The sequence below is a fragment of the Deinococcus indicus genome (assembly GCF_002198095.1).
In the GTDB taxonomy this organism is placed as follows: Bacteria; Deinococcota; Deinococci; order Deinococcales; family Deinococcaceae; genus Deinococcus; species Deinococcus caeni.
The window spans coordinates 726,312-752,999 of the sequence record NZ_NHMK01000009.1 but is presented as its reverse complement, the minus strand read 5'-3'; the positions used below and the strand labels follow the sequence as shown (position 1 = coordinate 752,999).

Annotated in this window: 25 protein-coding genes; 11 read left to right on the top strand and 14 right to left on the bottom strand. The window is 68.7% G+C overall.

Annotated features, from left to right (window positions below; genetic code table 11):
• Positions 1-6 precede the first annotated feature (6 nt).
• On the top strand, positions 7-1,527 hold the full coding sequence (gene lnt / locus CBQ26_RS06105) for an apolipoprotein N-acyltransferase (protein ID WP_244897986.1): 1,521 nt from the start codon (positions 7-9) through the stop codon (positions 1,525-1,527).
• Here lnt and CBQ26_RS06100 read toward each other — a convergent pair.
• The 3 genes from CBQ26_RS06100 to CBQ26_RS06090 form a co-directional block, all read right to left on the bottom strand.
• Positions 1,524-2,591: a tyrosine-type recombinase/integrase gene (locus CBQ26_RS06100; RefSeq protein WP_088247613.1), complete on the bottom strand. Its 1,068-nt coding sequence runs from the start codon at positions 2,589-2,591 to the stop codon at positions 1,524-1,526. The genes lnt and CBQ26_RS06100 overlap by 4 nt on opposite strands.
• 67 nt (positions 2,592-2,658) lie before the next feature.
• Complete coding sequence (locus tag CBQ26_RS23115) at positions 2,659-2,955, bottom strand: HNH endonuclease (protein WP_088247952.1); 297 nt, start codon at positions 2,953-2,955, stop codon at positions 2,659-2,661.
• 324 nt (positions 2,956-3,279) lie between these two features.
• Positions 3,280-4,245, bottom strand: a complete 966-nt coding sequence (locus CBQ26_RS06090) for a diacylglycerol/lipid kinase family protein (RefSeq protein ID WP_088247612.1) — start codon at positions 4,243-4,245, stop codon at positions 3,280-3,282.
• Between the two features lie 120 nt (positions 4,246-4,365).
• Here CBQ26_RS06090 and CBQ26_RS06085 point away from each other — a divergent pair, with 120 nt between their 5' ends.
• The 3 genes from CBQ26_RS06085 (at position 4,366) to aspS (ending at position 7,888) form a co-directional block, all read left to right on the top strand.
• Positions 4,366-4,653, top strand: coding sequence for an IPT/TIG domain-containing protein (locus CBQ26_RS06085; RefSeq protein WP_308430590.1), 288 nt, complete (start codon positions 4,366-4,368; stop codon positions 4,651-4,653).
• Positions 4,654-4,811: 158 nt separating this feature from the next.
• The gene (gene hisS, locus CBQ26_RS06080; protein WP_088247610.1) at positions 4,812-6,134 is read left to right on the top strand and encodes a histidine--tRNA ligase; all 1,323 of its coding nucleotides are present in this window, start codon (positions 4,812-4,814) and stop codon (positions 6,132-6,134) included.
• Positions 6,131-7,888: an aspartate--tRNA ligase gene (aspS, locus tag CBQ26_RS06075; protein ID WP_088247609.1), complete on the top strand. Its 1,758-nt coding sequence runs from the start codon at positions 6,131-6,133 to the stop codon at positions 7,886-7,888. Before hisS ends, aspS begins: the two co-directional genes overlap by 4 nt.
• A 162-nt stretch (positions 7,889-8,050) precedes the next feature.
• Here aspS and CBQ26_RS06070 read toward each other — a convergent pair whose 3' ends face one another.
• The 7 genes from CBQ26_RS06070 to rho form a co-directional block, all read right to left on the bottom strand.
• Positions 8,051-8,800, bottom strand: a complete 750-nt coding sequence (locus CBQ26_RS06070) for an alpha/beta fold hydrolase (RefSeq protein ID WP_308430589.1) — start codon at positions 8,798-8,800, stop codon at positions 8,051-8,053.
• The gene (locus CBQ26_RS06065; RefSeq protein WP_088247608.1) at positions 8,793-9,548 is read right to left on the bottom strand and encodes an alpha/beta fold hydrolase; all 756 of its coding nucleotides are present in this window, start codon (positions 9,546-9,548) and stop codon (positions 8,793-8,795) included. The genes CBQ26_RS06070 and CBQ26_RS06065 overlap by 8 nt, the downstream gene beginning before the upstream one ends.
• Positions 9,549-9,766: 218 nt before the next feature.
• Positions 9,767-10,372 (bottom strand): pyridoxal 5'-phosphate synthase glutaminase subunit PdxT, encoded by a 606-nt coding sequence (pdxT, locus tag CBQ26_RS06060; protein ID WP_088247607.1) that lies wholly within the window; start codon positions 10,370-10,372, stop codon positions 9,767-9,769.
• Between the two features lie 3 nt (positions 10,373-10,375).
• Entirely contained in the window at positions 10,376-11,266 is an 891-nt protein-coding gene (gene pdxS, locus CBQ26_RS06055) for a pyridoxal 5'-phosphate synthase lyase subunit PdxS (RefSeq protein ID WP_088247606.1), read from the bottom strand.
• 78 nt (positions 11,267-11,344) lie between these two features.
• Positions 11,345-11,746: a response regulator gene (locus tag CBQ26_RS06050; protein WP_229844015.1), complete on the bottom strand. Its 402-nt coding sequence runs from the start codon at positions 11,744-11,746 to the stop codon at positions 11,345-11,347.
• Positions 11,743-13,092 (bottom strand): M23 family metallopeptidase, encoded by a 1,350-nt coding sequence (locus CBQ26_RS06045; protein WP_229844014.1) that lies wholly within the window; start codon positions 13,090-13,092, stop codon positions 11,743-11,745. The genes CBQ26_RS06050 and CBQ26_RS06045 overlap by 4 nt, the downstream gene beginning before the upstream one ends.
• 31 nt (positions 13,093-13,123) lie before the next feature.
• Positions 13,124-14,401 carry a transcription termination factor Rho gene (rho, locus tag CBQ26_RS06040; RefSeq protein WP_088247605.1) on the bottom strand — a complete coding sequence of 426 codons (1,278 nt, stop codon included), beginning with the start codon at positions 14,399-14,401 and terminating at the stop codon, positions 13,124-13,126.
• A gap of 601 nt (positions 14,402-15,002) precedes the next feature.
• Between rho and CBQ26_RS06035 the strand changes: the two genes are divergently transcribed.
• From CBQ26_RS06035 to ileS, 3 genes are read left to right on the top strand one after another with little or no spacing between them, the layout of a single operon-like run.
• Positions 15,003-15,347 carry a DHCW motif cupin fold protein gene (locus tag CBQ26_RS06035; protein ID WP_088247604.1) on the top strand — a complete coding sequence of 115 codons (345 nt, stop codon included), beginning with the start codon at positions 15,003-15,005 and terminating at the stop codon, positions 15,345-15,347.
• 46 nt (positions 15,348-15,393) lie between these two features.
• Positions 15,394-15,543, top strand: coding sequence for a hypothetical protein (locus CBQ26_RS21745; protein ID WP_172417933.1), 150 nt, complete (start codon positions 15,394-15,396; stop codon positions 15,541-15,543).
• Positions 15,540-18,728: an isoleucine--tRNA ligase gene (ileS, locus tag CBQ26_RS06030; protein ID WP_088247603.1), complete on the top strand. Its 3,189-nt coding sequence runs from the start codon at positions 15,540-15,542 to the stop codon at positions 18,726-18,728. Before CBQ26_RS21745 ends, ileS begins: the two co-directional genes overlap by 4 nt.
• Before the next feature lie 184 nt (positions 18,729-18,912).
• On the opposite strand, the gene CBQ26_RS06020 is transcribed toward ileS, so the two are convergent.
• Entirely contained in the window at positions 18,913-19,758 is an 846-nt protein-coding gene (locus CBQ26_RS06020; protein WP_088247602.1) for a DegV family protein, read from the bottom strand.
• Between the two features lie 214 nt (positions 19,759-19,972).
• Between CBQ26_RS06020 and bshA the strand changes: the two genes are divergently transcribed.
• A complete protein-coding gene (bshA, locus tag CBQ26_RS06015) occupies positions 19,973-21,103 on the top strand; it encodes an N-acetyl-alpha-D-glucosaminyl L-malate synthase BshA (protein WP_088247948.1) in 1,131 nt (376 codons plus the stop codon).
• Positions 21,104-21,360: 257 nt separating this feature from the next.
• Here bshA and CBQ26_RS06010 read toward each other — a convergent pair whose 3' ends face one another.
• From CBQ26_RS06010 to sucC, 3 genes are all read right to left on the bottom strand, one after another.
• Entirely contained in the window at positions 21,361-21,930 is a 570-nt protein-coding gene (locus CBQ26_RS06010; RefSeq protein ID WP_088247601.1) for a hypothetical protein, read from the bottom strand.
• Between the two features lie 261 nt (positions 21,931-22,191).
• Complete coding sequence (gene sucD / locus CBQ26_RS06005) at positions 22,192-23,097, bottom strand: succinate--CoA ligase subunit alpha (RefSeq protein ID WP_088247600.1); 906 nt, start codon at positions 23,095-23,097, stop codon at positions 22,192-22,194.
• The gene (gene sucC, locus CBQ26_RS06000) at positions 23,097-24,257 is read right to left on the bottom strand and encodes an ADP-forming succinate--CoA ligase subunit beta (RefSeq protein ID WP_088247599.1); all 1,161 of its coding nucleotides are present in this window, start codon (positions 24,255-24,257) and stop codon (positions 23,097-23,099) included. The genes sucD and sucC overlap by 1 nt, the downstream gene beginning before the upstream one ends.
• A 239-nt stretch (positions 24,258-24,496) precedes the next feature.
• On the opposite strand from sucC, the gene CBQ26_RS05995 reads away from it, so the two are divergent.
• From CBQ26_RS05995 to CBQ26_RS05985, 3 genes are all read left to right on the top strand, one after another.
• The gene (locus tag CBQ26_RS05995) at positions 24,497-25,546 is read left to right on the top strand and encodes a M24 family metallopeptidase (protein ID WP_088247598.1); all 1,050 of its coding nucleotides are present in this window, start codon (positions 24,497-24,499) and stop codon (positions 25,544-25,546) included.
• The gene (locus CBQ26_RS22785; protein WP_088247597.1) at positions 25,543-26,109 is read left to right on the top strand and encodes a septal ring lytic transglycosylase RlpA family protein; all 567 of its coding nucleotides are present in this window, start codon (positions 25,543-25,545) and stop codon (positions 26,107-26,109) included. Before CBQ26_RS05995 ends, CBQ26_RS22785 begins: the two co-directional genes overlap by 4 nt.
• 96 nt (positions 26,110-26,205) lie before the next feature.
• On the top strand, positions 26,206-26,673 hold the full coding sequence (locus CBQ26_RS05985; protein ID WP_088247596.1) for a YbjN domain-containing protein: 468 nt from the start codon (positions 26,206-26,208) through the stop codon (positions 26,671-26,673).
• Positions 26,674-26,688: the final 15 nt, after the last annotated feature.

Genomic DNA, 26,688 nt, shown 5'->3' with positions numbered 1-26,688 from the left:
GGTACGATGCCCACCCCCGCCCTCTCCGTCCTGCTCGGGCTGACCCTCGCCGCGTGCGGCCTGCCGCTCCCCTGGAGTTTCCTGAGCGCCCTCCCGCTGGCCGCCATTCTCACGCACGCCGCCGCCGCACCCACCCGCCGGGGCGTCACGGCCCGCCTGTTCTGGGCGGGGTTCGGCTACTTCGCGCTGCACCTGTGGTGGCTCGGCGCGTTCCTGCACCAGCTGCTCGGGGCGGCGCCCCTGGTCGTCGTGCTGTTCGCCCTGGAAGCCGCGTTCCTGGCCGGCATGGCCGCCGTCGCCGTGACACTGACCCGCACGCCCACCGGCCGCATCTGGGCACTCGCGGGCGGCTGGGTCACCCTGGAATGGCTGCGCTTCCTGGGGCCGCTCGCGTTCCCGTGGCCCACCCTGGGGTACACCCTGCTGCCCAGCCCCGCCATCCAGATCGCGGACCTGGGCGGCGTGCTCCTGGGAAGCGTGCTGGTCACGTTCACCGCCGCCAGCCTCGCCGACGCCTGGACCGGCCGCCCGCAAACCGGACGCCAGCAGCAGGGGAGACGCCCCCTCCTTCCCGCCATCCTGGCAGCCGTCGCCTGGGCCGCCGCCCTCGGCTACGGCGCCACCCGCACGCCCGGCGAAGGCCCCGAGCAACCCATGCGCGTCATGCGGACCACCTTCGACGCCTTCGGCCGCGCCAGTGGACAGCTCACACCGGAAGAACAGTTCGCCGCGCAGACCACCGCCAGCCTGAACCGCCCACCCGGCAGCGTCATCGTCTGGAGCGAAGGTGCCATCAGCTCACCCGGCACCCGCCCCACCCCCGGCCAGACCATCCCCGCGTTCCCCGGCCCCGGCATCAGCGGCGTCGGCGGCTCCGAACAACTCACCCCGCCCGGCCCGGACCCCATCCGGCAACCCGCCACGTACCGGCAGTTCAACACCGTCGCCAGCCTCGACGCGGGCGGCACCATCCAGAGCATGAGCGCCAAGGCCCGCCTCGTCCCGTTCGGCGAAGAATTCCCGTTCCGGCCCATCCTCGGACCTGTCTACCGCCTCATCGAAACCTCGCTGGGCTTCACGCTCCCCAGCATGACCCCCAACCCCAACCCCACACCACTCACCCTGAACGGCGTGCTGTACGGCGCGTACATCTGCTACGACAGCGTCTTCCCCTGGGTCGCCCGCGCCCTGGCCAACCGGGGCGCGCAGGTCCTCGTGAACCCCAGCAACGACGGCTGGTACCAGGGCTGGGGCGTCCAGCAGCACTTCAACATGGGCCGCGTCCGCGCCATCGAAACCCGCCGCTGGGTCGTGCGCAGCGTCAACCAGGGCGTCGCCGGCACCGTCAACGACCTCGGCCAACCCGTCCAGACCACGCAGGGCGGCCAGGACCTCCAGGCACTCGACGTCCGCCCGAAACTCCTGACCGGCACCACCCCCTACATGCGCCTCGGCGACTGGCCCGCGCTGATGCTGGCCGTCGGCATGATCATCTTCGGAACCACCCGCCGCGAACGGGCGTTCTAGGACCCCGCCCCCGCAGACTCACTGCGGAGGCGCTCAGCGGCCTCAAGGGCTTCACGGCGCACCTGGGAATCCATCTTCGCGTAGATGGCGGACGTATTGACAGACGAGTGCCCAAGGACGTCTGCGACGACATGCAGATCGCGCGTCGCCCGGTATAGTTGCGTTCCGGCTGTGCGCCGCAGGGTGTGCAGACCCCACATCTCACGCGGCAGGCCCAGCGCCCTGTAGTACGCCTCCGCGATGTCCCGCCCCCCCTTGGTGGTCAGTCGCCCGCCCAGGTTACGGTGGGTGAGTGAGATCAAGAGGGGCTGGTCCGGGTTCAAAGCGGCCACGTTCGAATCGGCTAAGGAGCCGCGCAGCGAGATCCAGGTTTTCAGGGTGTTCTGAACGCTACCGGTAAGAGGCACGAGCCGTTCTTTACCGCCTTTCCCTCGTACGCGGATCACCCGGCCTGATAGGTCCACATCCGTCGTGTTCAGACCGACGATCTCCGCCGCGCGTAACCCCAGTACGCCGCCCAGCATGAGCAGGCACGTGTCACGGGCGGCGCGCCCCGGCGCGGTCGGATGCAGCTCTGCCGGCAGTTTCAGGAGGCGGGTCAGGTAATCGGTTTCCAGGGCCCGCTTGCGGGAGTGCGCAGCGGTCGTCTCGGACGGCGGACGGACGCCCGCGCTGGGGTCTGCATCCAGCACGCCTGCCCAGACGAGCGCGCGCATGAGGTTCCGCACGCCGTACAGGTGCCGTTTGACGCTGCTGGCGCTCAGGCCTTCGCTCTGCATGGTCAGGAGCCACATCTCGAAATCCTCTGCACTCAACTGGTTCAGCGCGTGGGTGGGCGATTCCGGGGGACCGGTGAAGGCCAGGAAGCGGCGCAGACTCTCGGCGTAGTGGTCGAGGGTCAGGGTGCTGGTGCGGGCGCCCCGGCTGGATTTCAGGCGCATGTACGTCAGGAGCAGGTCCGTGAGGACCTCGGCGTCCTGTCCGTGCGCGGCACGCAGGCCTTCGCGGCGGCGGTTGGCGCTGTTGCTCCAGCGGCTGGCGAGGACGAGGGCCTGCTGAGTCATGGTCGATCCGTTGCCGCAGCTCTATGTTTCATAAGTGAAATTATAGAACATACAGTGAGGATGCGTCTCAGGAGTTCAGAGCCAGACGCCACGCCGCCACGCGATCCAACCACCCATGAAACTCTTCGAGGCTCTGATCCCACTTGGCCCTGTTACAGCGGGCGCAGGCCACCACCAGATTCTCCAGAGCGTGTGCGCCACCCTGACTGAGCGGTTGAACATGGTCGAGTTGAAAGCCTCGACCTTCTGCGTCGTTAGGCTGGCCGCAGTAGGCGCAGGCTTCGGCAGTCAGGATCAATCCGGCGAGTAGTTCAGCTGCCACATCTGGTGATTCGGGGAATCTGCTCCGGACTGATCCGTTCATGGAGTAGGCAATCTGCAGAGCGCGTCGCCGGGAATCCGACCGGTAGCGTTGGCGGTAGGCTGTCGCCTGACACGTCAGGCAGCGGTGGTGGCGGCTGCCGTCGGGGCGGTCCTTTGGGAAGTCGCCGTCTGGGCGGATTTGGCGGCAGATCCGGCAGGTTCTGGTCTGGCTCACCAGTGTACTTTACCCCTCGGCGTGTGTTGCTGGCCCCTTCCTGGCCTTCCTGTGGGCTTGTGGTTTTTTGGCCGTGCTGGACGGTGTTTTTCCCAGTTAGATAAATGACCGCCAGGACAGATGCCCTGGCGGTCGTGGGGGGCGGTAAGTTCAGGTTTCGACGTCGTCTTTTTTGGCGGTGGTCAGGAAGCGCACGGCGCCGGGCAGGATGCGCGCCTCGAAGGGGGTTGTCTCGACGTGCAGTTCGCCGTCGTACTGGAGTGGGAAGGGGTCGGTGGCGTCCACGGTGACGCGCCGGGCTTCCAGCGTTTCGAGGTTGCCGCTGAACATCGGGTCGCCGAGGTTGAGTTTGGCGCGGACCGAGTCGATCAGGTTGGGGAGGAAGCGCACCAGGTTCCCGGCTTTCATCAGGATGACCGTGAAGCGGCCGTCGCTGGGGCTGATGTCGCTGGTGATGGGCAGGCGGTAGTTGGCCATGCCGAAGTTGGCGATCATCACGCCGATGCCCTCGAATTCGCGTTTCTCGCCGTCGATGGTCAGGTGGAAGGTGGTTTTCTTGGGGTTGATCTGTTTCATGGCGCTCATGACGTAGGCCATGGCGCCGAAACGGCCCTTGAGTTCCTCGCTGTCCTTGATCATGGTGGCGTCGGCGCCGGCACCGGCGAGCATGCAGAAGCCGCTGGTTTCGCCTTTCACTTCGACTTCGCCCATGTCGAGGCGCAGGCTGTGGCCTTCCTGCATGACTTTCATCAGGCCGGCGGCGTCGGTGGGCAGGTCGAGGTTCTGCGCGATCAGGTTGGCGGTGCCGGCCGGGAAGGCGAGCATGGGCACGTTGCGGTAGCGGGTGGCGTAGGCGAGGCTGCTGACCGTGCCGTCCCCACCGGCCCCGACGAGGTACGCGAAGGTGTCGATGTCGCCGACGTAGTCGGTCATGGGCGTGTCTTTCTGGAGTTCGCGTTCGGTGACGTCGGCGCCGGCGTCGCGTAGCAGCTGGATGAATTCCGGCAGTTCGCTGTCGCCGCTGCCGCTCTTGGGGTTGAACACCACGAGAACGCGTTTCCCGGCCAGGGAGGTGCTGCCGGGTTCGCTGCTGGGGGTGGGTGGGGTGGGGGTCATCAAATGCATTAGACTGCCGGTACGGAGGCTTTGGCTATGCGTCGTTTCTTGGTTGCTTCTTTACTGTTGTCGGGGGTTCTGGCGTCGTGCGCGCCGGCCCAGCAGGGTTCCGAGCGGATGGTGACGGTCACCCCCGTGTTGATCAAGGTGTCGGAGTCGGCCGCGCGCGGCGGGACTCTCACCGTGCAGGGCCGTTACCTGGGTGGGCCGTCCACGGGCCGGGTGCGTCTGGGTGCGGATGAACGCGGTCAGGGTGGGTTCCTGTTCCCGGCGTCGGCGGTGCGGTCCTGGACGGACAGCGAGATCGTGCTGACCATCCCGTCCGACGCGCCGGTCGGCGGGAGCTGGCTGTTCGTGGAGGTCGCGGGGCGGCAGTCCACCGGGTTGCAGTACAGCGTCCGTCAGTAACGGTTACTTGGGGGGCGGTCCGTCGCGACGGACCGCCCTCTCCCCTGCCGCGCAGCGGGGCCTGACCCGCAGACCATGATCCGGCGGGCGTGACTGGCTGTTTTTGCCGTGCGGCGCGGCGGGGGCGGCCGGGGGGAATGCTGTAAACTCCTCGGGTTATGGCGATCAAGCGCCCCAAGGGCACAGAAGACCACCTGCCGGCCGGCAGTCCGAAACTCACGCTGGACGTTTCGGCGCAGGCGCATGCCTGGGTGGTGGAGACGGCGCGGCGCGTGCTGGAACGCGCGGGCGCGCAGCGGATCGACACGCCGCTGTTCGAGGAAGCGGACCTCGTCAAGCGCGGCGTGGGCGGCAGTACCGACATCGTCCGCAAGGAGATGTTCACGGTGTACTACTTCGGGGATCACGGCGGGTACATCCTGCGGCCCGAGGGCACGGCGAGCATCGTGCGGGCGTTCCTGCAGAACGGCCTCAAGCAGCTGCCCTCGCCGCTGAAGTTGTGGACGCACGGCCCGATGTTCCGCGCCGAGCGGCAGCAGCGCGGCCGGTTGCGGCAGTTCCATCAGGTGGATTACGAGGTGCTGGGCGGCTCGGACGCCCTCGTGGACGCCGAGGCGATCGCCCTGATGGTGGGCGTGGTCCGCGAGCTGGGCCTGACGGGCGTGCGCGTGAAACTGGGCAGCATCGGCGACCCGGAGGACCGCGAGGCGTACAACCTTTACCTGCGCGAGCTGTTCACGCCGCACCTGGAGCGCCTGAGCGACGATTCCCGCGACCGCCTGACCCGCAACCCCATGCGGATCCTGGACAGCAAGAGCGAGGACGACCAGACCCTGATCGCGCAGCTGAACGTGAAACCCATGCTGGACTTCCTGGGTGAGGATGCCCGCGCGAACTTCGACGCGGTGCAGGGCTACCTGCGCGACTGGGGCGTGGAGTTCGACGTGGACCCCAGCATCGTGCGTGGCCTGGACTACTACCGCCGCACCGCCTGGGAACTGCACCACGAGGGCGTCGGCGCGAAATCCGCGCTGGGCGGCGGGGGCCGCTACGACGGGCTGGCCGAGCAGATCGGCGCGCAGGCCGTGCCGGGCATCGGCTGGGCGTTCGGCGTGGAGCGGCTGCTGATCGCGCTGGAAGCCGAGGGCCGCGCCCTGCCCGCGCAGGCGGGACCGGTCGTGTACGTCGCGGCGCTCGAGGACAGCCTCGTGCCGGAGGCGGCCGCCGCCGCCCTGGCCGCGCGCACGACGGTCCGGGCCGAGTTCGCTTACCGCGCCCTGAAACCCGGCAACGCCTTCCGGGACGCCGAGCGGCGCGGCGCGCTGTTCGCGGGCCTGATCGGCTCCGACGAGGCCACCGCCCGCTCCGTGCAACTGAAGAACCTGCGCAGCGCCGAGCAGTTCACGGTCCTGCTGTCCGACCTGCCCGCCTTCCTGCACGAGCAGGAGCAGGCGCACCTGACCCTTCTGGAGAACGCATGAAACGCACCGCCCTGATCGGCCACCTGAACGACACGCACGCCCACCAGACCGTCACGTTGCAGGGCTGGGTGAACCGCCGCCGCGACCTGGGTGGCCTGATCTTCCTGGAACTGCGTGACCGCAGCGGACTGGTGCAGGTGCAGGTCGAACCCGACTCCCCGGCCTTCGCGGAAGCCGACCGCCTGCGCGCCGAGTACGTCGCGGAGATCGAGGGCACGTACCAGCCCCGCCCGGAAGCGCAGCGCAAGGGCGGCGCGGCCGACTTCGAGGTGATCGCCACCCGCGTGCGCGTCCTGAACACCGCCAGGACCACGCCCTTCGAGCTGGACAAGGGTGACAGCGTCTCCGAGGACATCCGGATGCGGTACCGCTACCTGGACCTGCGCCGCCCCGAGATGCAGCGCAACCTGATGCTCCGCAGCCGCGCCGTGGCCGCCGTCACCGCGTACCTGGACCGCGAGGGCTTCGTGCAGGTCGAGACGCCCATGCTGACCAAGTCCACGCCGGAAGGCGCGCGGGACTTCCTGGTGCCCAGCCGCCAGAATCCCGGCGAGTTCTACGCGCTGCCGCAGAGCCCGCAGCTGTTCAAGCAGATGCTGATGATCGCCGGGTACGACCGCTACTACCAGCTGGCCCGCTGCTTCCGCGACGAGGACCTGCGCGCCGACCGCCAGCCGGACTTCACGCAGCTGGACATGGAGATGAGCTTCGTCGAGCAGGACGACGTGCTCGCCATTCAGGAGGGCCTGATGGCGCACGTGTTCCGCGAGACGCTGGGCGTCGAACTGCCCGTGCCTTTCCCGCACCTGCCGTACTTCGACGCCATGAACGACTACGGCAGCGACAAACCGGACCTGCGGTTCGACCATAAATTCGTGGACGTGACCGACCTGTTCCAGGGCGGCGAGTTCAAGGCTTTCGCAGAGGCGCAGACGGTCAAGGTCATCGCCGCGCCGGAACTGACCCGCAAACAGATCGACGAACTCGAACGGGTCGCCAAGCAGAACGGCGCGCGCGGCCTCGCGTGGCTCAAACGCGACGGCGACGGCTTCACGGGCGGCGTCAGCAAATTCGTGACCGCTGTGGCGCCCGAACTCCTGGCCCGCACCGGCGTCGGCCAGGGCGGCACGCTGCTGTTCGCCGCCGGCGACTGGAAGAAGGCCGTGTCCGCCCTCGGCGCCGTGCGCCTCGCCCTGCGCGACCTGTTCGACCTGACCGCCGGCGGCCCGCAGTTCCACATCTCCTGGGTCACGGACTTCCCGCAACTCGAATTCGACGAGGACAGCGGCACCTGGACGTACATGCACCACCCCTTCACCGCCCCCCACCCGGACGACCTGGCCCTGTTCGGCACGGATCGTCAGGGCGAGATCCGCGCGCAGGCGTACGACCTCGTCCTGAACGGCTTCGAGATCGGCGGAGGCAGCGTCCGTATCCACGACCCGGCCGTGCAGGCGCAAATGTTCGCCGCGATCGGCTTCAGCGAGGAGCAGGCCCGCGACAAGTTCGGGTTCTTCATGGACGCCCTCGAGTACGGCACGCCCCCGCACGGCGGGATCGCCTGGGGCTTCGACCGACTGATCATGGTCATGAGCGGCGCCAGCAGCATCCGCGAGGTCATCGCCTTCCCGAAAAACAACCGCGGCGTGGACCTGATGGCCCAGGCGCCCTCCCCCGTCGACGCGGCCCAGCTCGCCGAGGTCGGCCTGGAAGTCGCGCTGCCAGCCAATCCGGTCGCCATGGCCAGCGAGTAACCGCACGGCATTGAGAAGGGGGCTTCGGATGGAGGCCCCCCTTGCTGTGTCTGGTTTTGCGATCATGAGTGTCTCAGTACATAGCACGAAGTGAAATCATTCACGATTTGCCGGATTCGTGAAAGTATTGGCTGGTATTGCCCATCAGCCAACCCCTGCCCGTCAGAGGCCCTGATTTCGCAGAAAGTCCAGGGTGAAGCTCGCCACGGCCCTGGGGTGCGTGTCGGTCAGTCCGTGCGGCGCGCCCGGCACCTCACGCACGACGGCGTCCGGCAGGTCCTGCTGAATCCGCCGGACCGTCCAGGAACGGATGACCGGGTCGGCGCGGCCGTCGAGCAGCAGGGTCGGCACCCGCACCTGCCCCAGCAGCGGGCCGGTCATGTGGGCCTCCTGGTCGCGGGCGAGTTTCAGCATCCGCCTCGCTCCACTGCGGCGGTAGGCGCGCAGGCCCGGCCCCAGCAGACCCGGCCGTTCGCGCGGCAGGTCCCTCAGCAGCCGCAGCAGCTGCATCCGAACGCTGGGGTTCTCCGGGATGCCGGTGGGCGCGCAGGCGATCAGGGCCGACACCAGCGTCGGGTAACGCGCGGCGAGATCGATGACGACCTCCCCCCCCAGCGAGTGGCCCAGCAGCGGCACGCCGCCCAGGTCCATGACCTCCAGCCACGCCGCGAGGTGATCGGTCAGGTGCGAGATGCACACCGGGAAGTCCCGGCGGCCCTCGCTGGCGCCGTGGCCCGGCGGGTCGTACACGAACACCCGGCGTTCCCGCGCCAGTTCGCGCGCCAGCCGGGCGTACATCCACGACGCGCAGCCCAGGCCCGGCACGATCACCAGCGGGCGGCCCTCCCCGCGCATCCAGGCGTGCGTGAGCAGGCCGTTCACCGGCAGCAGCAGCGGACGACCGTCAGCCACGGCGCTCCGTACCCTGACCTTCCGGGCCCTGCGCCATGAAGTCCAGCAACAGGCGGTTAAATCGCTGCGGGGCGTCCACCATCACGATGTGCCCGGCCCGCTCGACCACTTCCAGGCGGGAACCGGCAATCGCGCCGTGCAGCAACTCCCCCACTGCGAGCGGCACCAGCACGTCCCGCTCACCCCAGATGATCAGCGTGCGCGCCCGGATCAGCGGCAGGCTGTCCTGCACCGAGTCGTTCAGCAGGTCCACCGCGTTGCGCCACAGATTCAGCGGTCCGGCCCGCACGGCGTCAGTCAGGACCCGCGTCAGGAACCGTTTACGGCCGATCAGGGCCGCGTGCGGCAGGTGCAGCGCCGCCCGGTACGCCCGCGAGCGCAGCAGGCCGCTGGCGCACACCAGCACGAGGTTCCGCACGCGGTCCGGGGCGAGCGCCCCGACGTGCATGCTGATGTGCCCCCCCATGGAGTGCCCGACCAGCGTGACGTTCCGCAGGTCCTCGGCGTCCATCCAGGCGGCCACCAGCGCCGCCATGTCGCGCACGCTCAGGGACCGCTGGCGGCGGGCGTGTCCGTACCCGCTGAGTTCCAGCGAGTACACCCGCGACTGCGCCCGCAGCGCCGGGATGTTGTACCGCCACCAGCCGCGCGAGCCGCTCAGGCCGTGGATCAGGACGGTGGGGGGTCCCTTTCCGCTGGCGGTGACGTGCAGGGACCGGCCGTCCTGCCTGAAGGTGCTTGAACTCACGAGGGCAGCATAGGCGAGTCGGGCGGTCCGGGTGTTGCGATGACCTTACGGTTCGTCAGCGGATGGAATCGAGAGTGACTAATGCTAGTGAAATGATTCACGATTTTGCCAGATCGTGAAATAATGATTCGCCTGATCGACCCCATCCTGCAAGCGGGTCAAAGGGGGCTAAGGGCGACGTCCCGCAGGACTCCACCCCCGGCCCCCGCCCAGGCGGATCAGGCCAGCGGGACCGGCGCGGCGCACCGCTGGACGAACAGTTCGTGCAGGCGGGCGTCCGGGGTCAGTTCCGGGTGGAAGGCGCTGGCAGTCACGCGGCCCGCACGGACCATCACCGCCTGCCCGCCGTACTCGGCGAGTACCTCCACGCCGTCCCCGACACGGGTGAAGGCCGGAGCGCGGATGAACACCGCCGTGAACGCGCCGTCCAGGCCGCGCACGGGCAGGTCGGTCGTGAACGAGTCGATCTGCCGGCCGAAGGCGTTACGCTGCACGGTCACGTCCAGCAGGTTCAGGCTGTCCTGCCGCCCGAACTGCGGGGGGGCGCCCTGCACGTCGCGGGACAGCAGGATCGCGCCCGCGCAGGTGCCCCACAGGTGCCCGCCCGCCGCGTGGAAGGCCCGCACGGGCTCCCACAGGTCGTACTCGGTCATCAGGCGGGCCATGGTGGTGCTCTCCCCTCCCGGCAGGATCAGGCCGGACAGGCCGCCCAGGTCGCGGCCCAGCCGGACCTCCGTGACCGCCGCGCCCAGACCCTCCAGACGCTGACGGTGCTCACGGAACGCGCCCTGCAGGGCCAGCACGCCGATGCGGGGCGCCGTCACGGCTTACCAGCCCCGGCTGGCGAGACGCTCGGCCGGAATCAGGTCGTCGATGTTGATGCCGGTCATGGGGGCGCCCAGGTCCTCGCTGATCTCGGCCAGCACGTCCGGGTTCTGGTAGTGCGTGACGGCCTTCACGATGGCCTGCGCGCGGCGCTCCGGGTTGTCGCTCTTGAAGATGCCGCTGCCGACGAACACGCCGTCCAGGCCCAGGTGCATCATCAGGGCGGCGTCGGCGGGCGTGGCGACCCCACCGGCGGCAAAGTTCACGACCGGCAGCTTGCCGTGCTCGTGCACGTAGCGCACCAGCTCGTACGGCGCCTGGAGGTCGCGGGCGACGGTCATGAGTTCCTCGGCCGGGCGGGCCTGGATGTGCTTGATCTCGCCGAGCACGGTGCGGGCGTGACGGACGGCCTCGATGACGTTGCCGGTGCCGGCCTCGCCCTTGGTGCGGATCATGCTCGCGCCCTCGCCCACGCGGCGCAGCGCCTCGCCGAGGTTCTTGGCGCCGCACACGAACGGCACCTTGAAGTCGGTCTTCAGGATGTGGAACTGGTCGTCGGCGGGGGTCAGAACCTCGGACTCGTCGATGAAGTCCACGCCGAGCGCCTGGAGGATCTGCGCTTCCACGATGTGCCCGATGCGGACCTTGGCCATGACGGGAATGCTGACGGCGCCGATGATCTCCTTGATCATCTTGGGGTCGCTCATGCGGGCCACGCCGCCGTCCTTGCGGATGTCGGCCGGGACGCGTTCGAGGGCCATGACGGCGGTCGCGCCGGCGGCCTCGGCGATGCGGGCCTGCTCGGCCGTGACGACGTCCATGATGACGCCGCCCTTGAACATCTCGGCAAAGCCCTGTTTCAGGGCGGGGGTTCCGGTCGTGACTTCACTCATGGCCGCACCATAGAAGAAATCTGACCCCAGAAAAAGGGTCAGATTCAGAGACTGGGTGGGGTCAGATCTGGGTGGGTATCAGGGAGCTCGCTGCTGGCCGCGCAGGTACGCCCGCTCGATCACCTCGACCAGCTGCGACGGGCGGAACGGCTTGACGACATACTCGCTGATCACGCCGTCCCCCAGTTCCGGCATGACCGCCGGCCGCGCCAGCCCCGACAGGAACACCACCGGCGGCAACGCCGCCCCCTGCCGGTCGAACATGCGGCGGACCGTGTCGAACCCGTCCCAGGGAGTCATCAGGACGTCCATGACGATCACGTCCACGGCGTGACGGGCCAGCTGATCCAGCGCGGCCGGACCGTTCGCGGCCGGGAACACGTGAAACCCCTGCATGGTCAGGGTCAGGTCGAGCAGCTCGAGAATCTGCTCCTCGTCGTCCACCACGAGCAGGTTCAGGCGCGCGCCGGGGTACGTCAAGGCAGCAGTCCCAGCGGGTTGACGGTCTCTCCGCCGATCCGGACCTCAAAGTGCAGGTGCGGGCCGGTACACACGCCGGTGCAGCCCACGTAACCCAGCAGTTGCCCCTGCTCGACCCGCTGGCCGACCGACACGGCCGCGCGGCTCATGTGCCCGTAGATCAGCGTGGAGTCCCCGCCGGTCGTCCAGACGTTCAGGCCGAACGCGCCGTACCCGCTCTGCGTGACCGTCCCGGCCGCCGACGCGTAGATCGGCGTGCCGTACGGCGCGGCCAGGTCGATCCCACCGTGGAAGAACTGCCGGTGGAAGGCGATGTCGCGCTCACCGTAGCGGCTGGTCAGGCGGTAGGACCGCATGGGCCACGCCAGTCCGGAGCGGACGCTGCCGGAACTGGCCGCCGTGACGGCCGCCCGTGACGCCTGGGCCGCCGTGGCCTGCCGGGTGCGGGCGGCGGCCTGCGCCGCCTCGTACTGCGCCTGACGTTCGTAGGCTTCCACCTGCGCGCGGCGTTCCGGGCTGTTCTTCCACGCGAGGTACTTCTCGTAACGGGCCTGCGCCGCGTACTTCTCCTCGAGGCGTTCGCGTTCCTTCTGCTTCTTCCAGGCGAGGTACCGTTCGTACTTCTGCTGCCGTTCCCGCGCGAGCTGCGCCTGACGTTCGGCCTCGCGTTTCTCCGCGAGGGTCTGCGCGAAGTTCTCGGCGCGGATGCCCGGCAGCAGCAGTTCGTCCCCGACCTGCAACTCGGTGGGCAGCACGTCGTTGGCGCGGGCGGTCGCCACGAGGTCCGCGCCGTACCCGGCGATCAGGGACAGCGCCGACTGGCCCGGCTTGATGCGGACCAGCAGGCCCGGCTGGCCGGTCGGGACGTTCAGGGTCGAACCGACCGGCAGGTCGTCCAGGCTGGTGCGGTCCAGGTTGGCGCTCAGCAGGTCCACCAGGCTCAGGCCGAAGCGGTTCGCCACGCGGCCCATGGTGTCGCCGGCCCGCACGACGTACGTGCGGACGGACGCGGGACGCTGCGGCTGCCGGGCCGTTTCACGCTGCGGCAACTGCACCCGGAACAGGCGCAGTCCGTCGCGGCGGTCCAGCAGGCGCACCGCGCCGGGCGCGACGCCGTAACGCCGCGCGAGGCTCCCGGCGGCGGTGCGGCCGTCCGTGACGACCTCCAGGTTCCGGACCGGCATGCGGTCCAGGACGAGGTCCGCCGGGACCTGCAGGTTCGGTTGCAGCGGCGCGGTGAGCTGTTCGAGGGGCGTGGCCTGCTGCGCGCCGGCCTGGGGGACCAGCAGCAGCGCGGCCGTCACGGCGGCCCGGAAGGTCAGGCCGCGGGAAGGAAGGAAGGGCAAGTGTGAACTCCAGAATCGAGAATAGACAACGTCAACCGCCGGCGAGGCCCTGCAGGAATTCGACGTTGTTCCGGGTTTTTCCCATGCGGGACAGCAGCATTTCCATGGCGTCCGCCGGGTCCATGTCGCTGATGACCTTGCGCAGCAGCCACATCTTCTTCAGGACTTCGGGCTGCAGCAGCAGTTCCTCGCGGCGCGTGCCGGACTTCAGGATGTCCAGCGCCGGGAAGATCCGGCGTTCCTCGAGGCGGCGCGACAGCACGAGTTCCGCGTTGCCGGTGCCCTTGAATTCCTCGAAGATCACGTCGTCCATGCGGCTGCCGGTCTCCACCAGGGCGGTCGCCAGGATGGTCAGGCTGCCGCCCTCGCGGATGTTGCGGGCCGCGCCCAGGAAACGCTTGGGCCAGTGCAGCGCGTTGCTGTCCAGACCGCCGGACAGGGTGCGTCCGGTGGGCGGGGTGACGAGGTTGTTCGCGCGCGCCAGTCGCGTGATGGAATCCAGCAGGATCACCACGTGCCCGCCCTCCTCCACGATGCGGCGGGCGCGTTCGTGCACGAACTCCGCGACGCGCACGTGATGCTGGGGCGGCTCGTCGAAGGTGCTGGCGATGACCTGCGCGCCCTGCACGCTCTCGCGGAAGTCCGTGACCTCCTCGGGGCGCTCGTCGACCAGCAGGACCATGACGGTCACGTCCGGGTAGTTCTTGACGATGGAGTTCGCGATCTTCTTCAGCAGGCTGGTCTTACCGGCCTTGGGCGGCGCGACGATCAGGGCGCGCTGACCCCGCCCGATGGGCACGAGCAGGTCCACGACGCGCAGGCTCAGGCCGTCGTCCATGGTGGGGTCTTCCAGGACCAGTTGCGCGTCCGGGAAGGTGGGGGTCAGGTCATCGAAGCGGGGGCGGCGGCGGGCCGTTTCGGGGTCCAGGCCGTTCACGGCTTCCACCTGCACGAGCGACCCGAAGCGTTCGTTCTCGCGGGGTTTGCGGGCCCGGCCGATGATCTCGTCACCGGTGCGCAGGTGGAACTGCTTGATCAGGCCGGCGGTGATCAGCACGGTGCGGCTGTTCGGGTCGAGCAGGTCGGCCTGCAGGAAGCCGTACCCGTCGGCGCTGATTTCCAGGAATCCGCGCGCGAGCAGCTGCCCTTCGGCGTCCGCCTGGTGCTCCATGATGGCGAGCGCCAGGGCGTCCTTTTTCAGTTTGCGGTAGTTCTCGATGCCGTACCCGGCGGCGATCAGGTGCAGTTCGGGCAGGATCTTCTGCTGCAGTTCATGGTACGGCAGGCTGTTCAGGGCGGGGTCCGTCACTGCTGGACCTCGCGCCCGGCGGCCGGAATCGGCGCGCGTGGCCGGTGGTCAAGGTTGTGGCTACAGAGTTTCATTAAGGTTCTCCCTGGCAGTCATTGTAAACACCTGCAGGCTCACGGGGGACGTGCGGGCCGCTTCGAGAGGAGGGAATGGAAGGGGGAAGGAGCGGACCTCAGCATACTCCGGGTGGGCGGCGCGGACCGCACACGTTGACCGACGTAGCCTGCCGCCCTACCATGAGCGCAGCCCCCGAGCGGGGTGAGACAACCACGAAGCGAACGTGAGGACAGTAGGCCACGCAGGGCAGCGGGAGCGAGTCAGGGACGGTGAGAGCCTGACGCCAGCCGCGAACGCCGAAGATCACCTCCCGCGCTGACGGAAGAAACGCCCCCCTGGCGGGGCCGAGTAGAACCGTCCGGTCACCCCCCGGCAGAGGGACCTGCAATGAAGACCGCCCCCCACTGACGGGCGGTGAAGTTGGGTGGTACCACGCCCCCGCTCCGGACTCCGGGCGGCGCGTCCCAGCACACGAGGCAGCGTTCTGCCCCGTCGTCCGCTGAGTGACCCGCCGCCCCTCTCCCGTTCCCCGGAGGACCGAGCCGTGCAACTGACCGACATTCCCTTCGGCGTGACCACCTGGGCCGACGTGCCCGCCACCGAACACCCCGGCGAAAGCGGCATGGCCGTGTGGCGCACCCGGCAGTTCGGGGCCGGGCCGGGTGGACCAGTCCGCGTGCGGATGGTCGAGTACTCGCCGGGGTACCGGGCCGACCACTGGTGCGAGAAGGGCCACGTCCTGCTCGTGCTGGCCGGGCAGCTGGACACCGAACTGGCCGACGGGCGCACCTTCACGCTGCGGCCCGGCGAGTCGTATCAGGTGGCCGACCACGCCGAACCGCACCGGTCGAGCACCGCCGTGGGAGCCACGCTGTTCATCGTCGACTAGCCGCCCCCTCTTTCCGTTCCCTGACCCGCCCCCGCCGGAGGTGACCATGCCCCGCAGCCGAATCCACCGCACCCGACTGGCCCACCCGACGCCCCTCTGCCCCGCCCGGCCCAGGCCGCCCATTCGGACGCGGGTGACCCCCGCCTCCGACGCCCGACCCATCACGACCCTCACCACCCACCCGGAGATCACATGACCACCGACAAGAAGACCCTCTTCACGCCCGTGCAGGGCAACCCGAACTTCCCCGCGCTGGAACAGGGCATCCTCGACTTCTGGAAACGCGAACGCGTGTTCGAACGCTCACTGGAACAGACCCAGGGCGGCCCCGTCTTCACGTTCTTCGAGGGCCCGCCCACCGCGAACGGCCAGCCCGGCGTGCACCACGTCCAGGCCCGCTCCTTCAAGGACCTCTTCCCGCGCTTCCGGACCATGCAGGGCTTCCACGTGCCCCGCAAGGCCGGCTGGGACACGCACGGCCTGCCGGTCGAGCTGGGTGTCGAGAAGAAACTCGGCCTGAACAGCAAACGCGAGGTCGAGGCGTACGGCATCGACAAGTTCAACGCCGAGTGCCGCGCCAGCGTGTTCGAGTACGAGGCCGAGTGGCGCCGGTTCACCGAGCGCATGGGCTACTGGGTGGATCTGGACGACGCTTACATGACGCTGCACAAGGACTACATCGAGAGCGTGTGGTGGAGCGTCAAGAACCTGAATGAGAAGGGCCTGCTGTACAAGGGCTTCCGCGTCGCGCCGTACTGCCCCAAGGACGGCACGACCCTGAGCAACGCCGAGGTCAGCGAGGGCTACAAGGACATCCAGGACCCCAGCGTGTACGTGCCGTTCCGCCTGACCGACCCGGCCCGCCTGGGCCTGGAGGACGGCGCGGCGTTCCTGGTGTGGACGACCACGCCCTGGACGCTGCCGTACAACGTGGGCGTCGCCATCCACCCGGACTTCGAGTACGTGGCCGCGCGCGACAGGGACGGCGCGGTGCTGATCCTGGCCGCCAGCCTGAAGGACGAGGTGCTGGGCGAGGACGCCGAGGTCGTCCAAACGTTCAGGGGCAGCGAACTGGAACGGGTAGCGTACCAGCCGCTCTTCACCGAAGCGTACGAGGCCGAAGGTGAGGGCAAGCCCGTGTGGATGTCCGGCCTGGACACCTACGTGTCCGACAGTGACGGCACCGGCATCGTGCACACCGCGCCCGCGTTCGGTGAGGACGACATGCGTCTGGCCCGCAACTACGGCTTCCCGGTGATCGTGGGGGTGGACGGCGAGGGCAAGCACCGCTTCGGCCCGTGGCAGGGCGTGTTCTTCCGCGACGCGAACACCGAGATCGTCCGGGACCTGCGCGCGCGCGGCCTGATGTGGAAGGAAAAGAACTTCCTGCACGCCTACCCGCACTGCTGGCGCTGCGGCACGCCGCTGATGTACTACGCCACCGAGAGCTGGTACCTGAACAACACCCGCCTGAAGGAGCGCCTGATCGAACTGAACCAGACGATCGACTGGCACCCCGCGCACATCCGCAACGGCCGGTACGGCGGGTGGCTGGAGAACCTGATCGACTGGAACCTCTCGCGCAACCGCTACTGGGGCACGCCGCTGCCCGTGTGGGAGGCCGAGGACGGCGAGTACCGCGTGGTCGGCAGTTACGCCGAACTGGCCGAACTGAGTGGCCGCCCCGAACTGACGGGCCCGGACTTCGACCCGCACCGCCCGTTCGTGGACGACATCACCTTCGAGGCGGATGGGAAGACCTTCCGGCGCGTGCCGTACGTGATGGACGTCTGGTACGACAGCGGCTCCATGCCGTTCGCGCAGCACCACTACCCCTTCGAGAACAGGGAGAAGTTCGAGAACGGGGGCTTCCCGGCGGACTTCATCGCGGAGGCCATCGACCAGACGCGCGGCTGGTTCAACTCCCTGCACCAGATCGGCACGATGGTGTTCGATTCCGTGGCGTACAAGAGCGTCATCTGCTCCGGGCACATCCTGGACGAGAAGGGCGCGAAGATGAGCAAGAGCAAGGGGAACGTCGTGAACCCCTGGGACGTGTTCGAGCAGTACGGCGCGGACGCCGCCCGCTGGTACATGTACGTCAGCGCGCCGCCCGAACTGAGCCGCCGCTTCGGCATGAACCTCGTCGGCGAGGCGTTCCGCAGCTACTTCCTGACGCTGTGGAACACCTACTCGTTCTTCGTGCTGTACGCCAACCTGGACCAGCCGGACCTGAAGGCCGCCGCGCCCGCCGATCAGCGCCCCGAGGTGGACCGCTGGCTGCTCGCCAAGGTGCAGGCCCTGACCGCCACCGTCACGGGCGCGCTGGAGAACTACGACCCGACCGGGGCCAGCCGCGCCCTGCAGGACTTCGTGACCGAGGACCTGAGCAACTGGTACGTGCGCCGCAACCGCCGCCGCTTCTGGGCCGGCGACGACGGCGCCGACCACAACGCCTACGCCACGCTGCACACCGCGCTCGTCACGGTCACGAAACTGACCGCGCCGTTCACGCCGTTCCTGGCCGAGACGCTGTACCAGAACCTCGTGCGGCCCCTGGACCCGCAGGCGCCGGACAGCGTCCACCTGACCTCCTGGCCGACCGTGGACGAGGCCGTCGCCGCGCCCGTACTGGTCGCGGAGATGGACGCCGTGCTGCGCGTCGTGAGCCTGGGCCGCGCCGTGCGCGGACAGACCGGCATGCGTCAGCGTCAGCCGCTCCCGAAGGTCATGGTGCGCGCCCGCACCGCCGAGCAGACCCAGGCGCTGGGCCGCTTCGCCGAGCAGATCAAGGAGGAACTGAACGTCAAGGAGGTCGAACTGATCGACCAGTTCACGGAACTCGTCAGTTACGTGCTGCGCCCCAACCTCCCGGTGCTGGGCAAGAAGTTCGGGAAGGCCGTCCCGCAGGTCCGCGCCGCGCTGGCCGCCGCTGACTCCAGCGAGGTCGCCCGCTTCGTCCGCGACGGCAAGCAGTTCGAGGTCGTGGCCCCCACCGGTGAACGCTTCGAACTCGGGCCGGACGAGGTCCTCGTGGACGCCCAGTCCCCCGAAGGCTTCGCCGCGCAGGAGGAAGCCGGATACCTCGTCGCCTTCGACACCACCCTCACCCGCGAACTGGAACTCGAGGGCCTTGCCCGCGACCTCGTGCGCGGCGTGCAGGACGCCCGCAAGAAGGCCGGCTTCGAGGTGCAGGACCGCATCGCCCTGCACCTGGACCTCAGCGGCGACGCCCGCGAGGCCGCCGAAGCCTGGCAGGAATACCTGACCAGCGAGACCCTGGCCGAGACGCTGGTGTTCGGCGCAGGCAGCGGCTTCGAGGCGGACGTGGAAGGCGGGAAGGCCTACCTGGAACGCCTGGAGACGGTCAGCCACAACTGATCCCGACTCCGATTGAAGGCAGAGCCGCGTCCAGTCGTGACGCGGCTCTGCCTTCTGCCTTCTGCCTTCTGCCTTCTGCCTTCTGCCTTCTGCCTTCTGCCTTCTGCCTTCTGCCTTCTGCCTTCTGCCTTCTGCCTTCTGCCTTCTGCCTTCTGCCTTCTGCCTTCTGCCTTCTGCCTTGGGCTCAGCCGTCGAGCGGCAGGACGCTGAAGCCGTAGGCGCCGGGGCCGACGTGCGCGCCGATGACGGGGCCCATGAGTTGCACGCGGCCCTTCTGGACGTTCAGGCCGCTGGCGGTCATCGCTTCGCGCAGGGCGTTGATGCGGGTGGTGTCGCGTCCGGCGTGCATGATGGTGACGCTCAGGGGGCGGGTGCCGAAGCGTTCGCGCAGGTTGCCGAGCATGTCGCCGGCTGCCTGATCGACGCGGGCGCGGCGGACGGCTTTCAGTTGTCCGGCGTCGAAGTTCAGGATGGGGCGCACGCCCAGGACGCTTCCGATGAAGGCCTGGGCGCGTCCGATGCGGCCGCTGCGGCGCAGGTAGTCGAGCGTGGCGACGCTGAGTTCCGAGTGCATGAGGCTGCGGGTCGTGTGGACGGCCTGCGCGGCTGCCTGGAGGTCCGCGCCGGCCTGGACGGCGTCGCGGGCGGCCATGACGACCTCGGCGAGGGGTCCGCAGGCCAGTTCGCTGTCCACGACGTGAATGCGGCTGCTCTCGCCGGTGCTCTCGGCGGCCTGCCGGGCGTGACGGACCGTTTCGGAGAGTTTGCCGGACAGGTGGATGCTGATGATCTGGTCGTGCGTGGCGAGCAGTTCACGGTACCGGGCGGCGAAGGTGTCGGCCGGTACGGGCGAGGTGGTGACGGTCCCGCCGGCGCGCAGGTGGTCGTACACGGCGTCCGGGTCCACTTCCTGCCAGTCCAGGAGGGTCCGGTCGCGCATGTGGACCTGAAGCGGAACGACATGAATGCCGAGTTGCCGGGCGCTGTCGGGGTGCAGGTCGCAGGTCGAGTCGGTGACGACGGCAATCATATGAGTGTGTTGTAAGCGTTTCAGGAAGCGCTCACTGTGATTTTTTCGTCTTGGCGGGGGCGGGGCGTCTTCATACACGGGATTGTCAGGGTTCCGCAAGGTTGCCGGGCGGGGCGCCGAATGGCACCGGGAGCGACTTTTTCCATGACGCCGGGCCTCTATACTCCGCAGTCATGAACCAGGTTGACAGCAGTGGAATTCGCGGGTGGCGGGCATGAAGGTCGCGGTGCTGTGTCACGCCAGCGCGGGCGGGTCGGGTGTGGTGGCGACCGAACTGGGCTTGCAGGTGGCCCGCGCGGGGCATGAGGTTCATTTCGTGGGGTCGGCTCAGCCGTTCCGGCTGGGGGGGCAGGGCGGTATGCGCGGCCCGTACTTTCATCAGGTGAGTGCCTATGCGTACGCGTTGTTCGATCAGCCGTACCCGGAACTGGCGGCCGCGAACACCCTGACCGAGGTGATTCTCGAGCAGGGCGTGGAGCTGTCGCACGCGCACTACGCCATTCCGCACGCCACGGCCGCCATTCACGCGCGGGCCATCACGGGCCGCTCGCGCGTGATGACCACCCTGCACGGCACGGACGTCACGCTGGTGGGCATGGAGCCGGCGTTCCGGCACACGACCCGGCACGCCATCGAGAAGAGCGATCACGTGACGGCGGTGTCCAGTTACCTCGCGCAGCACACCAAAGAAGTGTTCGGCGTGGAGCGGGAGATTGAGGTGATTCATAACTTCGTGGACAGTGAACGCTTCGTGCGGGTGACGGACCCGGCGGTGCGGGCGCGGTTCGCGCATCCGGACGAGGCGCTGCTGGTGCATGTCAGCAACTTCCGGCCGGTGAAACGCCCGGAGGACGTGGTGCAGGTGTTTGCGCGCGTGGCGAGCGAGATTCCGGCGCGCCTGCTGATGATCGGGGACGGTCCGGAACGGCCGCGTGTGTTCGAGCTGGCGCAGCAGCTCGGCGTGATCGGCCGCACGCACTTCCTGGGGTCGTTCCCGGACGTGGAGACGGTGCTGGGAATCAGCGACCTGTTCCTGCTGCCCAGCCGGCAGGAGAGTTTCGGTCTGGCGGCGCTGGAGGCCATGAGTTGCGAGGTGCCGGTCGTGTCGTCGAACGCGGGCGGTATTCCGGAGGTCGTGGAGCAGGGCGTGACCGGCTTCATGGCGGACGTGGGCGACGTGGACGCCATGGCGGACGCCGCGCTGCGCATCCTGCGTAACCGTGACCTGTACGTGCAGATGGGTGCGGCGGGCCGGGCGGCGGCGGTGGGGCGTTTCCATCCCAGCCGGATCGTGCCGCAGTACATCCAGGCCTATGAGCGTACGGCCCTCGGCGTGACGGTCTGACGGCCGGTGGCTCCGGGGTGGCGGGGGCCGCTCCGGGGCTGCGCCAGGCGGGTGTGCAGGGGGAGTCTGTCTCTCTGCTCTCAGGATGGGAAGGGGTAAAAGTCAGTAAGTGAATAGTTTCACGATTCTACCGGATCGTGACCGATTTATTGGATTCTGGTGTCGTCCGTCTCCCACTGTGCCTGGACTCCCACCCTCTCCATACAGAGGCCGCGCCCCCGCCCGGCACAGGCAGAGGCACGATCCGGGAGGGGTATTCAGCGGGCCAGACGTACCGTGACGACCGTGGAATCCGAGAACGGCTGCACCCGCACGGCGCGGCCCACGTCCACGATCAGGGCGTTCCAGCCGCGCTTCAGGGTCGCCTCGTACCCCTTGCTGGCCTTGACGGTCACGTCGGTGTTCACCCAGGCCACGAACAGCGTGGCGCGGTCCACGTTCGGCATCACGTCGCGCAGCGCCTCGCCCTCGTCGCGGCGGCCGTTGCGGTTCAGGTCGCGGTACACGAAGAACTTCATCTCGGCCACCCGCGCCTGCGTGGACACGGACACCGGGTCGATCACGCCGGGCCACGTGACGTTCTGCGGCGTCAGGTCCACCTGCGCCCGCGCGGTCGGGGCGGTGGTGGGAAGCTCCAACACGAACCGGCCGCCCTCGACCGGCACGCTACTGACCTCCTCCGTGACCTGCCCGAAGGGCGACACGACGAACCCCGCCACGCGCAGGTCGTCCCCGCCGCCCTCCACGGCGCCGCGAATGGTCAGACCCGACGCCGACCCGGCGCACAGCAGGGCAGTGGTGGTGGTCAGGATGCGTCGCAGCTTCATGCCCCCAGTGTACGCGCGAGGCTGACGCGGGTGTGACCGCAGGTCAACGGGCCGTTCATGTGACCCACATCGCACGGAACGGCCCGGCCCACCGCTGGGGTGAGCCGGGCCGCAGGGCGGGAATTTATACGGATTCCGTTTGTTTCGCCGACAATCCGGAACGGCACCGGATTGCCGGCTCCACGTCCGGAACCCGTTTCTCTCCCACTCGCATCCGCTCGGATTGAACGGGCTGTGCAGCCCATTCAATCGGAGTCCGTATTACTTGTTCAGGGCAGCCTTGACCATGTCGATGATCTCGGGCATGGTGTCGGCGACCGGGACGTTCGCGGCGGCGAAGGCGGCCAGCTTGCTTTCCGGGGTGCCCACGTCGCCCATGATGATCGCGCCGGCGTGGCCCATGCGCTTGCCCTTGGGCGCGCTGCGGCCGCTGATGAAGGCCACGACGGGCTTCTTCATGTGCTGGGCGATGTACTCGGCGGCCGCTTCCTCGTCCGCGCCGCCGATCTCGCCGATCACGACGATGGCGTCGGTGTCGGGGTCAGCCTCGAACAGGGGCAGCACGTCCGCGAAGGTCGTGCCGATCACGGGGTCGCCGCCGATGCCGACGGTGGTGCTGGTGCCCATGCCGGCGTCGTTCAGCAGTTTGGCGGCCTCGTAGGTGAGGGTGCCGGAGCGGCTGATCAGGCCGATGCGGCCGGGGTTGGTGTAGATCTTGTTCGGCATGATGCCGACTTTCGCCTGGCCGTTGGTGACCAGACCGGGGCAGTTGCCGCCGATCAGTCGGATGCCCTGACCGCCCTCGGCGCGGTTGAGCGCGTCGAGCGTCTTGACTTCCTGCACGGCCTTCATCATGTCGACGGTGGGCACGCCCTCGGTGATCAGGACGATCAGGGGCATACCGGCGTGCGCGGCTTCCAGCACGGCGTCGGCGGCGCCGGCGGGCGGCACGAAGATGATGCTGACGTTCGCGTCGTGCGCGGCTTTCGCCTCGGCGACGCTGTTGTACACGGGCCAGCCTTCGAAGTCGGTGCCGCCCTTGCCGGGCGTGACGCCCGCGACGACCTGCGTGCCGAATTCCTTCATGGCGCGGCTGTGGCTCGCACCTTCGCGGCCGGTCATGCCCTGCACGATCACGCGGCTGTTGTTGTCAACGAGAATGCCCATTACTTGCCCTCCGCGGCGTTGGCGTCCTTGGCGGCCTCGTCGGCGGCCTCGAACATGGTGGGGTACATCTGGATCAGGGGGCTGCCCACTTCGGCGAGCAGCGCCTTGGCTTCGTCCTCGGCCGTGCCGGCGATGCGCATGCGCACGGGCTTGGTCAGGATGCCGTCGTTCAGGGCCTGGATGACGCCCTTGGCGACCTCGTCGGCGCGGGTGATGCCGCCGAAGATGTTGATGAAGATGGCCTTGACGTCGGTGTCCTTGCTGACCAGTTTGACCGCGTTGTACACGATCTCGGCCTTGGCGCCGCCGCCGATGTCGAGGAAGTTGGCGGGTTTGGCGCCGGCGCGGTTGACCACGTCGAGGCTGGTCATCACGATGCCCGCACCGTTGCCCAGCACGCCGACGTTGCCGTCGTCGAGTTTCACGTACGCGAAGCCGTACTTGCTGGCCTCAATCTCGAGGGGGTGCTCGGCTTCCAGTTCGCGCCAGTCGGCCAGGTCGGCGTGGCGGTACATGGCGTTGTCGTCGATCTCGAACTTGGTGTCCAGCGCGAGCGGGATGCCGTCGGGACCGACGAACAGCGGGTTGATCTCGACGAGCACGGCGTCACGCTTCAGGGCGGCCTCGCTCATCTTGACCATCATGTCGGCGATCTTGTTCAGGTTGCCCTTGAAGCCGGCCTTGATGGCCACCTCGCGCGCCTCGTAGGGGCGCAGGCCCGTGACCGGGTCGACGCGGTGCTTGATGATCTTCTCGGGGGTGGCGGCGGCCACTTCCTCGATTTCCATGCCGCCCTCGGCGCTGGCCATCAGGGTGTAACTCTGGACGTTGCGGTCGACGATCATGCCGACGTAGTACTCGACGCCGGCGTCGATGTCGACGGCCTTGGTAACGAGAACCTTGTTGACGGTCAGGCCCTTGATGTCCATGCCGAGGATCTTCTCGCCGTTCTCGAAGGCTTTGTCTTCGGTGGGGCTGAATTTCACGCCGCCGGCCTTGCCGCGTCCGCCCACGTGAACCTGGGCCTTGACGACGACGGGCTGACCGTACTCGCGGGCGATGGCGCGCACCTCGTCGGGGGTGCGGGCGACCTTGCCGTCCTGAACGTTGACGCCGAACTGGCGCAGAATTTCCTTACCCTGATACTCGTGAAGTTTCACGGTGATCCCTCCTTGGGGGTGTTACCAGACCTGAAAAGGCCGTGTCGATTGTCCCGATAAACGAGTATAAGCGCATGACAGGTAATCCCGTTCACACTGTCTCCGGTGCGGGGACAGGCGAGGCGGGTCTGAAGGCTGGATTCCGCGCACTGTACCGCCTTTCCGGGGGGCCGGTCACGCGGGCGTGGGGGGCGGGGGGCGGCAGACGGACCGGGGGGGCGCGTGTTACTTTGCCGTTCATGAGTCAACTGGAGCAGTTGCGGGCCGCCATGGGCCGCGCCGGAGTGGACGCCCTGTGGATCAGCGACGCGGCGAACGTGCGGTACCTGAGCGGGTTCACGAGCGGCAAGGACGGGAAGGTGCTGGTCACGCCGCAGGACGCGACGCTGTACACCGACGCGCGGTACACGGTGCAGGCGGCGCAGGAGTCGCGCGTGCCGACATTCATTGCGCGGCCGCCCGCCACGCTGGAGCACGCCGCGCCGGGCCTCGCGGGCCTGCGCGTGGGCTTTGAGGCCGAGAGCCTGACCGTGGCCGAACTGGAGCAGCTGCGGACCTATTGGCCGCAGGCGACGCTGGTGGGCACGGCCGGGCTGCTCTCGGACCTGCGGATGGTCAAGACGCCGGACGAGGTGCAGGCCGTGCGGGACGCGCAGGCGCTCGCCGACCGGGTATTCGCGCAGGTGCGGCCCATGATCCGCGCGGGCGTGCGCGAACTGGACGTGGCGCTGGAGATCGAGTCGCTGCTGCGCCGCGTCGGGGCCGAGAGTGCCTTCGAGATCATCGTGGCGAGCGGGCCGCGCGGCGCGCTGCCGCACGGCGTGGCGTCGGACCGCGTGATCGGGGACGGCGAACTGGTCACGGTGGACATGGGCGCGCGCCTGAACGGGTACAACAGCGACATGACCCGCACGGTCGCGGTGGGCACCCCCAGCCCCGAGATGGCCCGCGTGTACCGCGCGGTGCTGGAGGCCGAAGAGGCGGCGGTGCGGGCGGTGCGCCCCGGCGTGCGCGGCGCGGACCTGGACGCCCTGGCGCGCGACATCCTGACCGGGCACGGCCTGGGCGAGGCGTTCGCGCACTCGCTGGGGCACGGGGTGGGCCTGATGGTCCACGAGGGTCCCAGCCTGCGCGGCAGCAGCGAGGACGTGCTGCGGCCCGGCATGATCGTGACCGTCGAACCCGGCGCGTACCTGCCGGACGTGGGCGGCGTGCGGATCGAGGATCTGGTGCTGGTCACCGAGGACGGCCACGAGGTCCTGAGCCGCAGCGAGAAGGAGGCCGTGTGAGGCGTCCCGGCGCGGTCCTGGCGGCCGTCGCGCTGACCGCCGTGCTGGGATCGGCGCAGGCCGGTTCGTACCGCGTGCAGGCCGGCGACACCCTGTGGGAGATCGCGCGGGCGCACGGCGTGAGCGTGCAGGCGCTGCTGGACCTGAACCGCGGGCAGGGCGCGGCGATCCGGCCGGGTGACGTGCTGAACGTGCCGGACGGGCGCGCGGCCCAGGTCCCGGCCCAGGCGCCGGCGCAGCGGGCGGGGCAGGTGGCGACCGTGCGGGCCACCGGGGTGGGCGCGGCCGACGCGGTCTTCCAGCAGGGGCAGGCGGTGTACTACGGGGGGCGCCGGGACGCGCGGACCGTCATGACGGCCGCGCACCTGACGCTGCCGTTCGGGACGTGGGTGCGGGTCACGCACGCCCGGACGGGCCGCAGCGTGGACGTGCTGATCAACGACCGGGGGCCGTTCGGGGTGGCGTCGCGGGTGATCGACCTGTCGGACGAGGCGGCGGCGGCGCTGGGCATCCTGAGCGAGGGGGTCGCGCCCGTGACCCTGAGCGTGCTGAGCCGACCCTGAAGCGCGCGCCTGTGGCCGGGGGTGTTAGAATCGGCCGGGTTTCAACCACAGACAGATTTCACTGATGTGCTTCACCCACCGAGGAGGATGGTTTCAATGACGATGGAAACGGCTCTGCTGACGCTGGATACCCTTGCGAAGTATCTCAAGGAGAAAGAAGTTCAGCTGGACATGGAAGAGAACAACGGCCAGCGGTTCATCCGCATGGGCTGGCGCTTCGAGATGGGCGACGCGGCCGTGCTGGTCAGCGTGAACGACGGCCCGAACAACACCAGCCGTCTGGAAGTGACCTGCGTGACCCAGAAGCAGTACAACGACCGCCGCAACGAGGTCGTGAACATGCTCAACGACCGCAACCGCGAGCGGGCCTTCGCGCGTTCCATTGACGCGGACGGCAACGTGTGGCTGGAGTACGTGGGCTTCTACCCCACCCTGGCCGAGATGCCCCAGGAGACCTTCGACACGCTGTTCGGCGGCGTGCTGATGCACTTCCAGGACGACTACGCGACCCTGGAAGGCTACGTGGCGCAGGGCGGCCCGCAGCTGCAGCAGCCCCAGGCCTGAACGGACGGGGGGTGG

What these genes read in the sequence shown, in the direction of transcription:
- lnt (WP_244897986.1), top strand. Translation starts at nt 7, where the DNA reads ATGCCCACCCCCGCCCTCTCCGTCCTGCTCGGGCTGACCCTCGCCGCG.
- CBQ26_RS06100 (WP_088247613.1), bottom strand. Translation starts at nt 2,591, where the DNA reads ATGACTCAGCAGGCCCTCGTCCTCGCCAGCCGCTGGAGCAACAGCGCC.
- CBQ26_RS23115 (WP_088247952.1), bottom strand. Translation starts at nt 2,955, where the DNA reads ATGAACGGATCAGTCCGGAGCAGATTCCCCGAATCACCAGATGTGGCA.
- CBQ26_RS06090 (WP_088247612.1), bottom strand. Translation starts at nt 4,245, where the DNA reads ATGACCCCCACCCCACCCACCCCCAGCAGCGAACCCGGCAGCACCTCC.
- hisS (WP_088247610.1), top strand. Translation starts at nt 4,812, where the DNA reads ATGGCGATCAAGCGCCCCAAGGGCACAGAAGACCACCTGCCGGCCGGC.
- aspS (WP_088247609.1), top strand. Translation starts at nt 6,131, where the DNA reads ATGAAACGCACCGCCCTGATCGGCCACCTGAACGACACGCACGCCCAC.
- pdxS (WP_088247606.1), bottom strand. Translation starts at nt 11,266, where the DNA reads ATGAGTGAAGTCACGACCGGAACCCCCGCCCTGAAACAGGGCTTTGCC.
- CBQ26_RS21745 (WP_172417933.1), top strand. Translation starts at nt 15,394, where the DNA reads ATGCCCCGCAGCCGAATCCACCGCACCCGACTGGCCCACCCGACGCCC.
- ileS (WP_088247603.1), top strand. Translation starts at nt 15,540, where the DNA reads ATGACCACCGACAAGAAGACCCTCTTCACGCCCGTGCAGGGCAACCCG.
- CBQ26_RS06020 (WP_088247602.1), bottom strand. Translation starts at nt 19,758, where the DNA reads ATGATTGCCGTCGTCACCGACTCGACCTGCGACCTGCACCCCGACAGC.
- bshA (WP_088247948.1), top strand. Translation starts at nt 19,973, where the DNA reads ATGAAGGTCGCGGTGCTGTGTCACGCCAGCGCGGGCGGGTCGGGTGTG.
- CBQ26_RS06010 (WP_088247601.1), bottom strand. Translation starts at nt 21,930, where the DNA reads ATGAAGCTGCGACGCATCCTGACCACCACCACTGCCCTGCTGTGCGCC.
- sucD (WP_088247600.1), bottom strand. Translation starts at nt 23,097, where the DNA reads ATGGGCATTCTCGTTGACAACAACAGCCGCGTGATCGTGCAGGGCATG.
- CBQ26_RS05995 (WP_088247598.1), top strand. Translation starts at nt 24,497, where the DNA reads ATGAGTCAACTGGAGCAGTTGCGGGCCGCCATGGGCCGCGCCGGAGTG.
- CBQ26_RS05985 (WP_088247596.1), top strand. Translation starts at nt 26,206, where the DNA reads ATGACGATGGAAACGGCTCTGCTGACGCTGGATACCCTTGCGAAGTAT.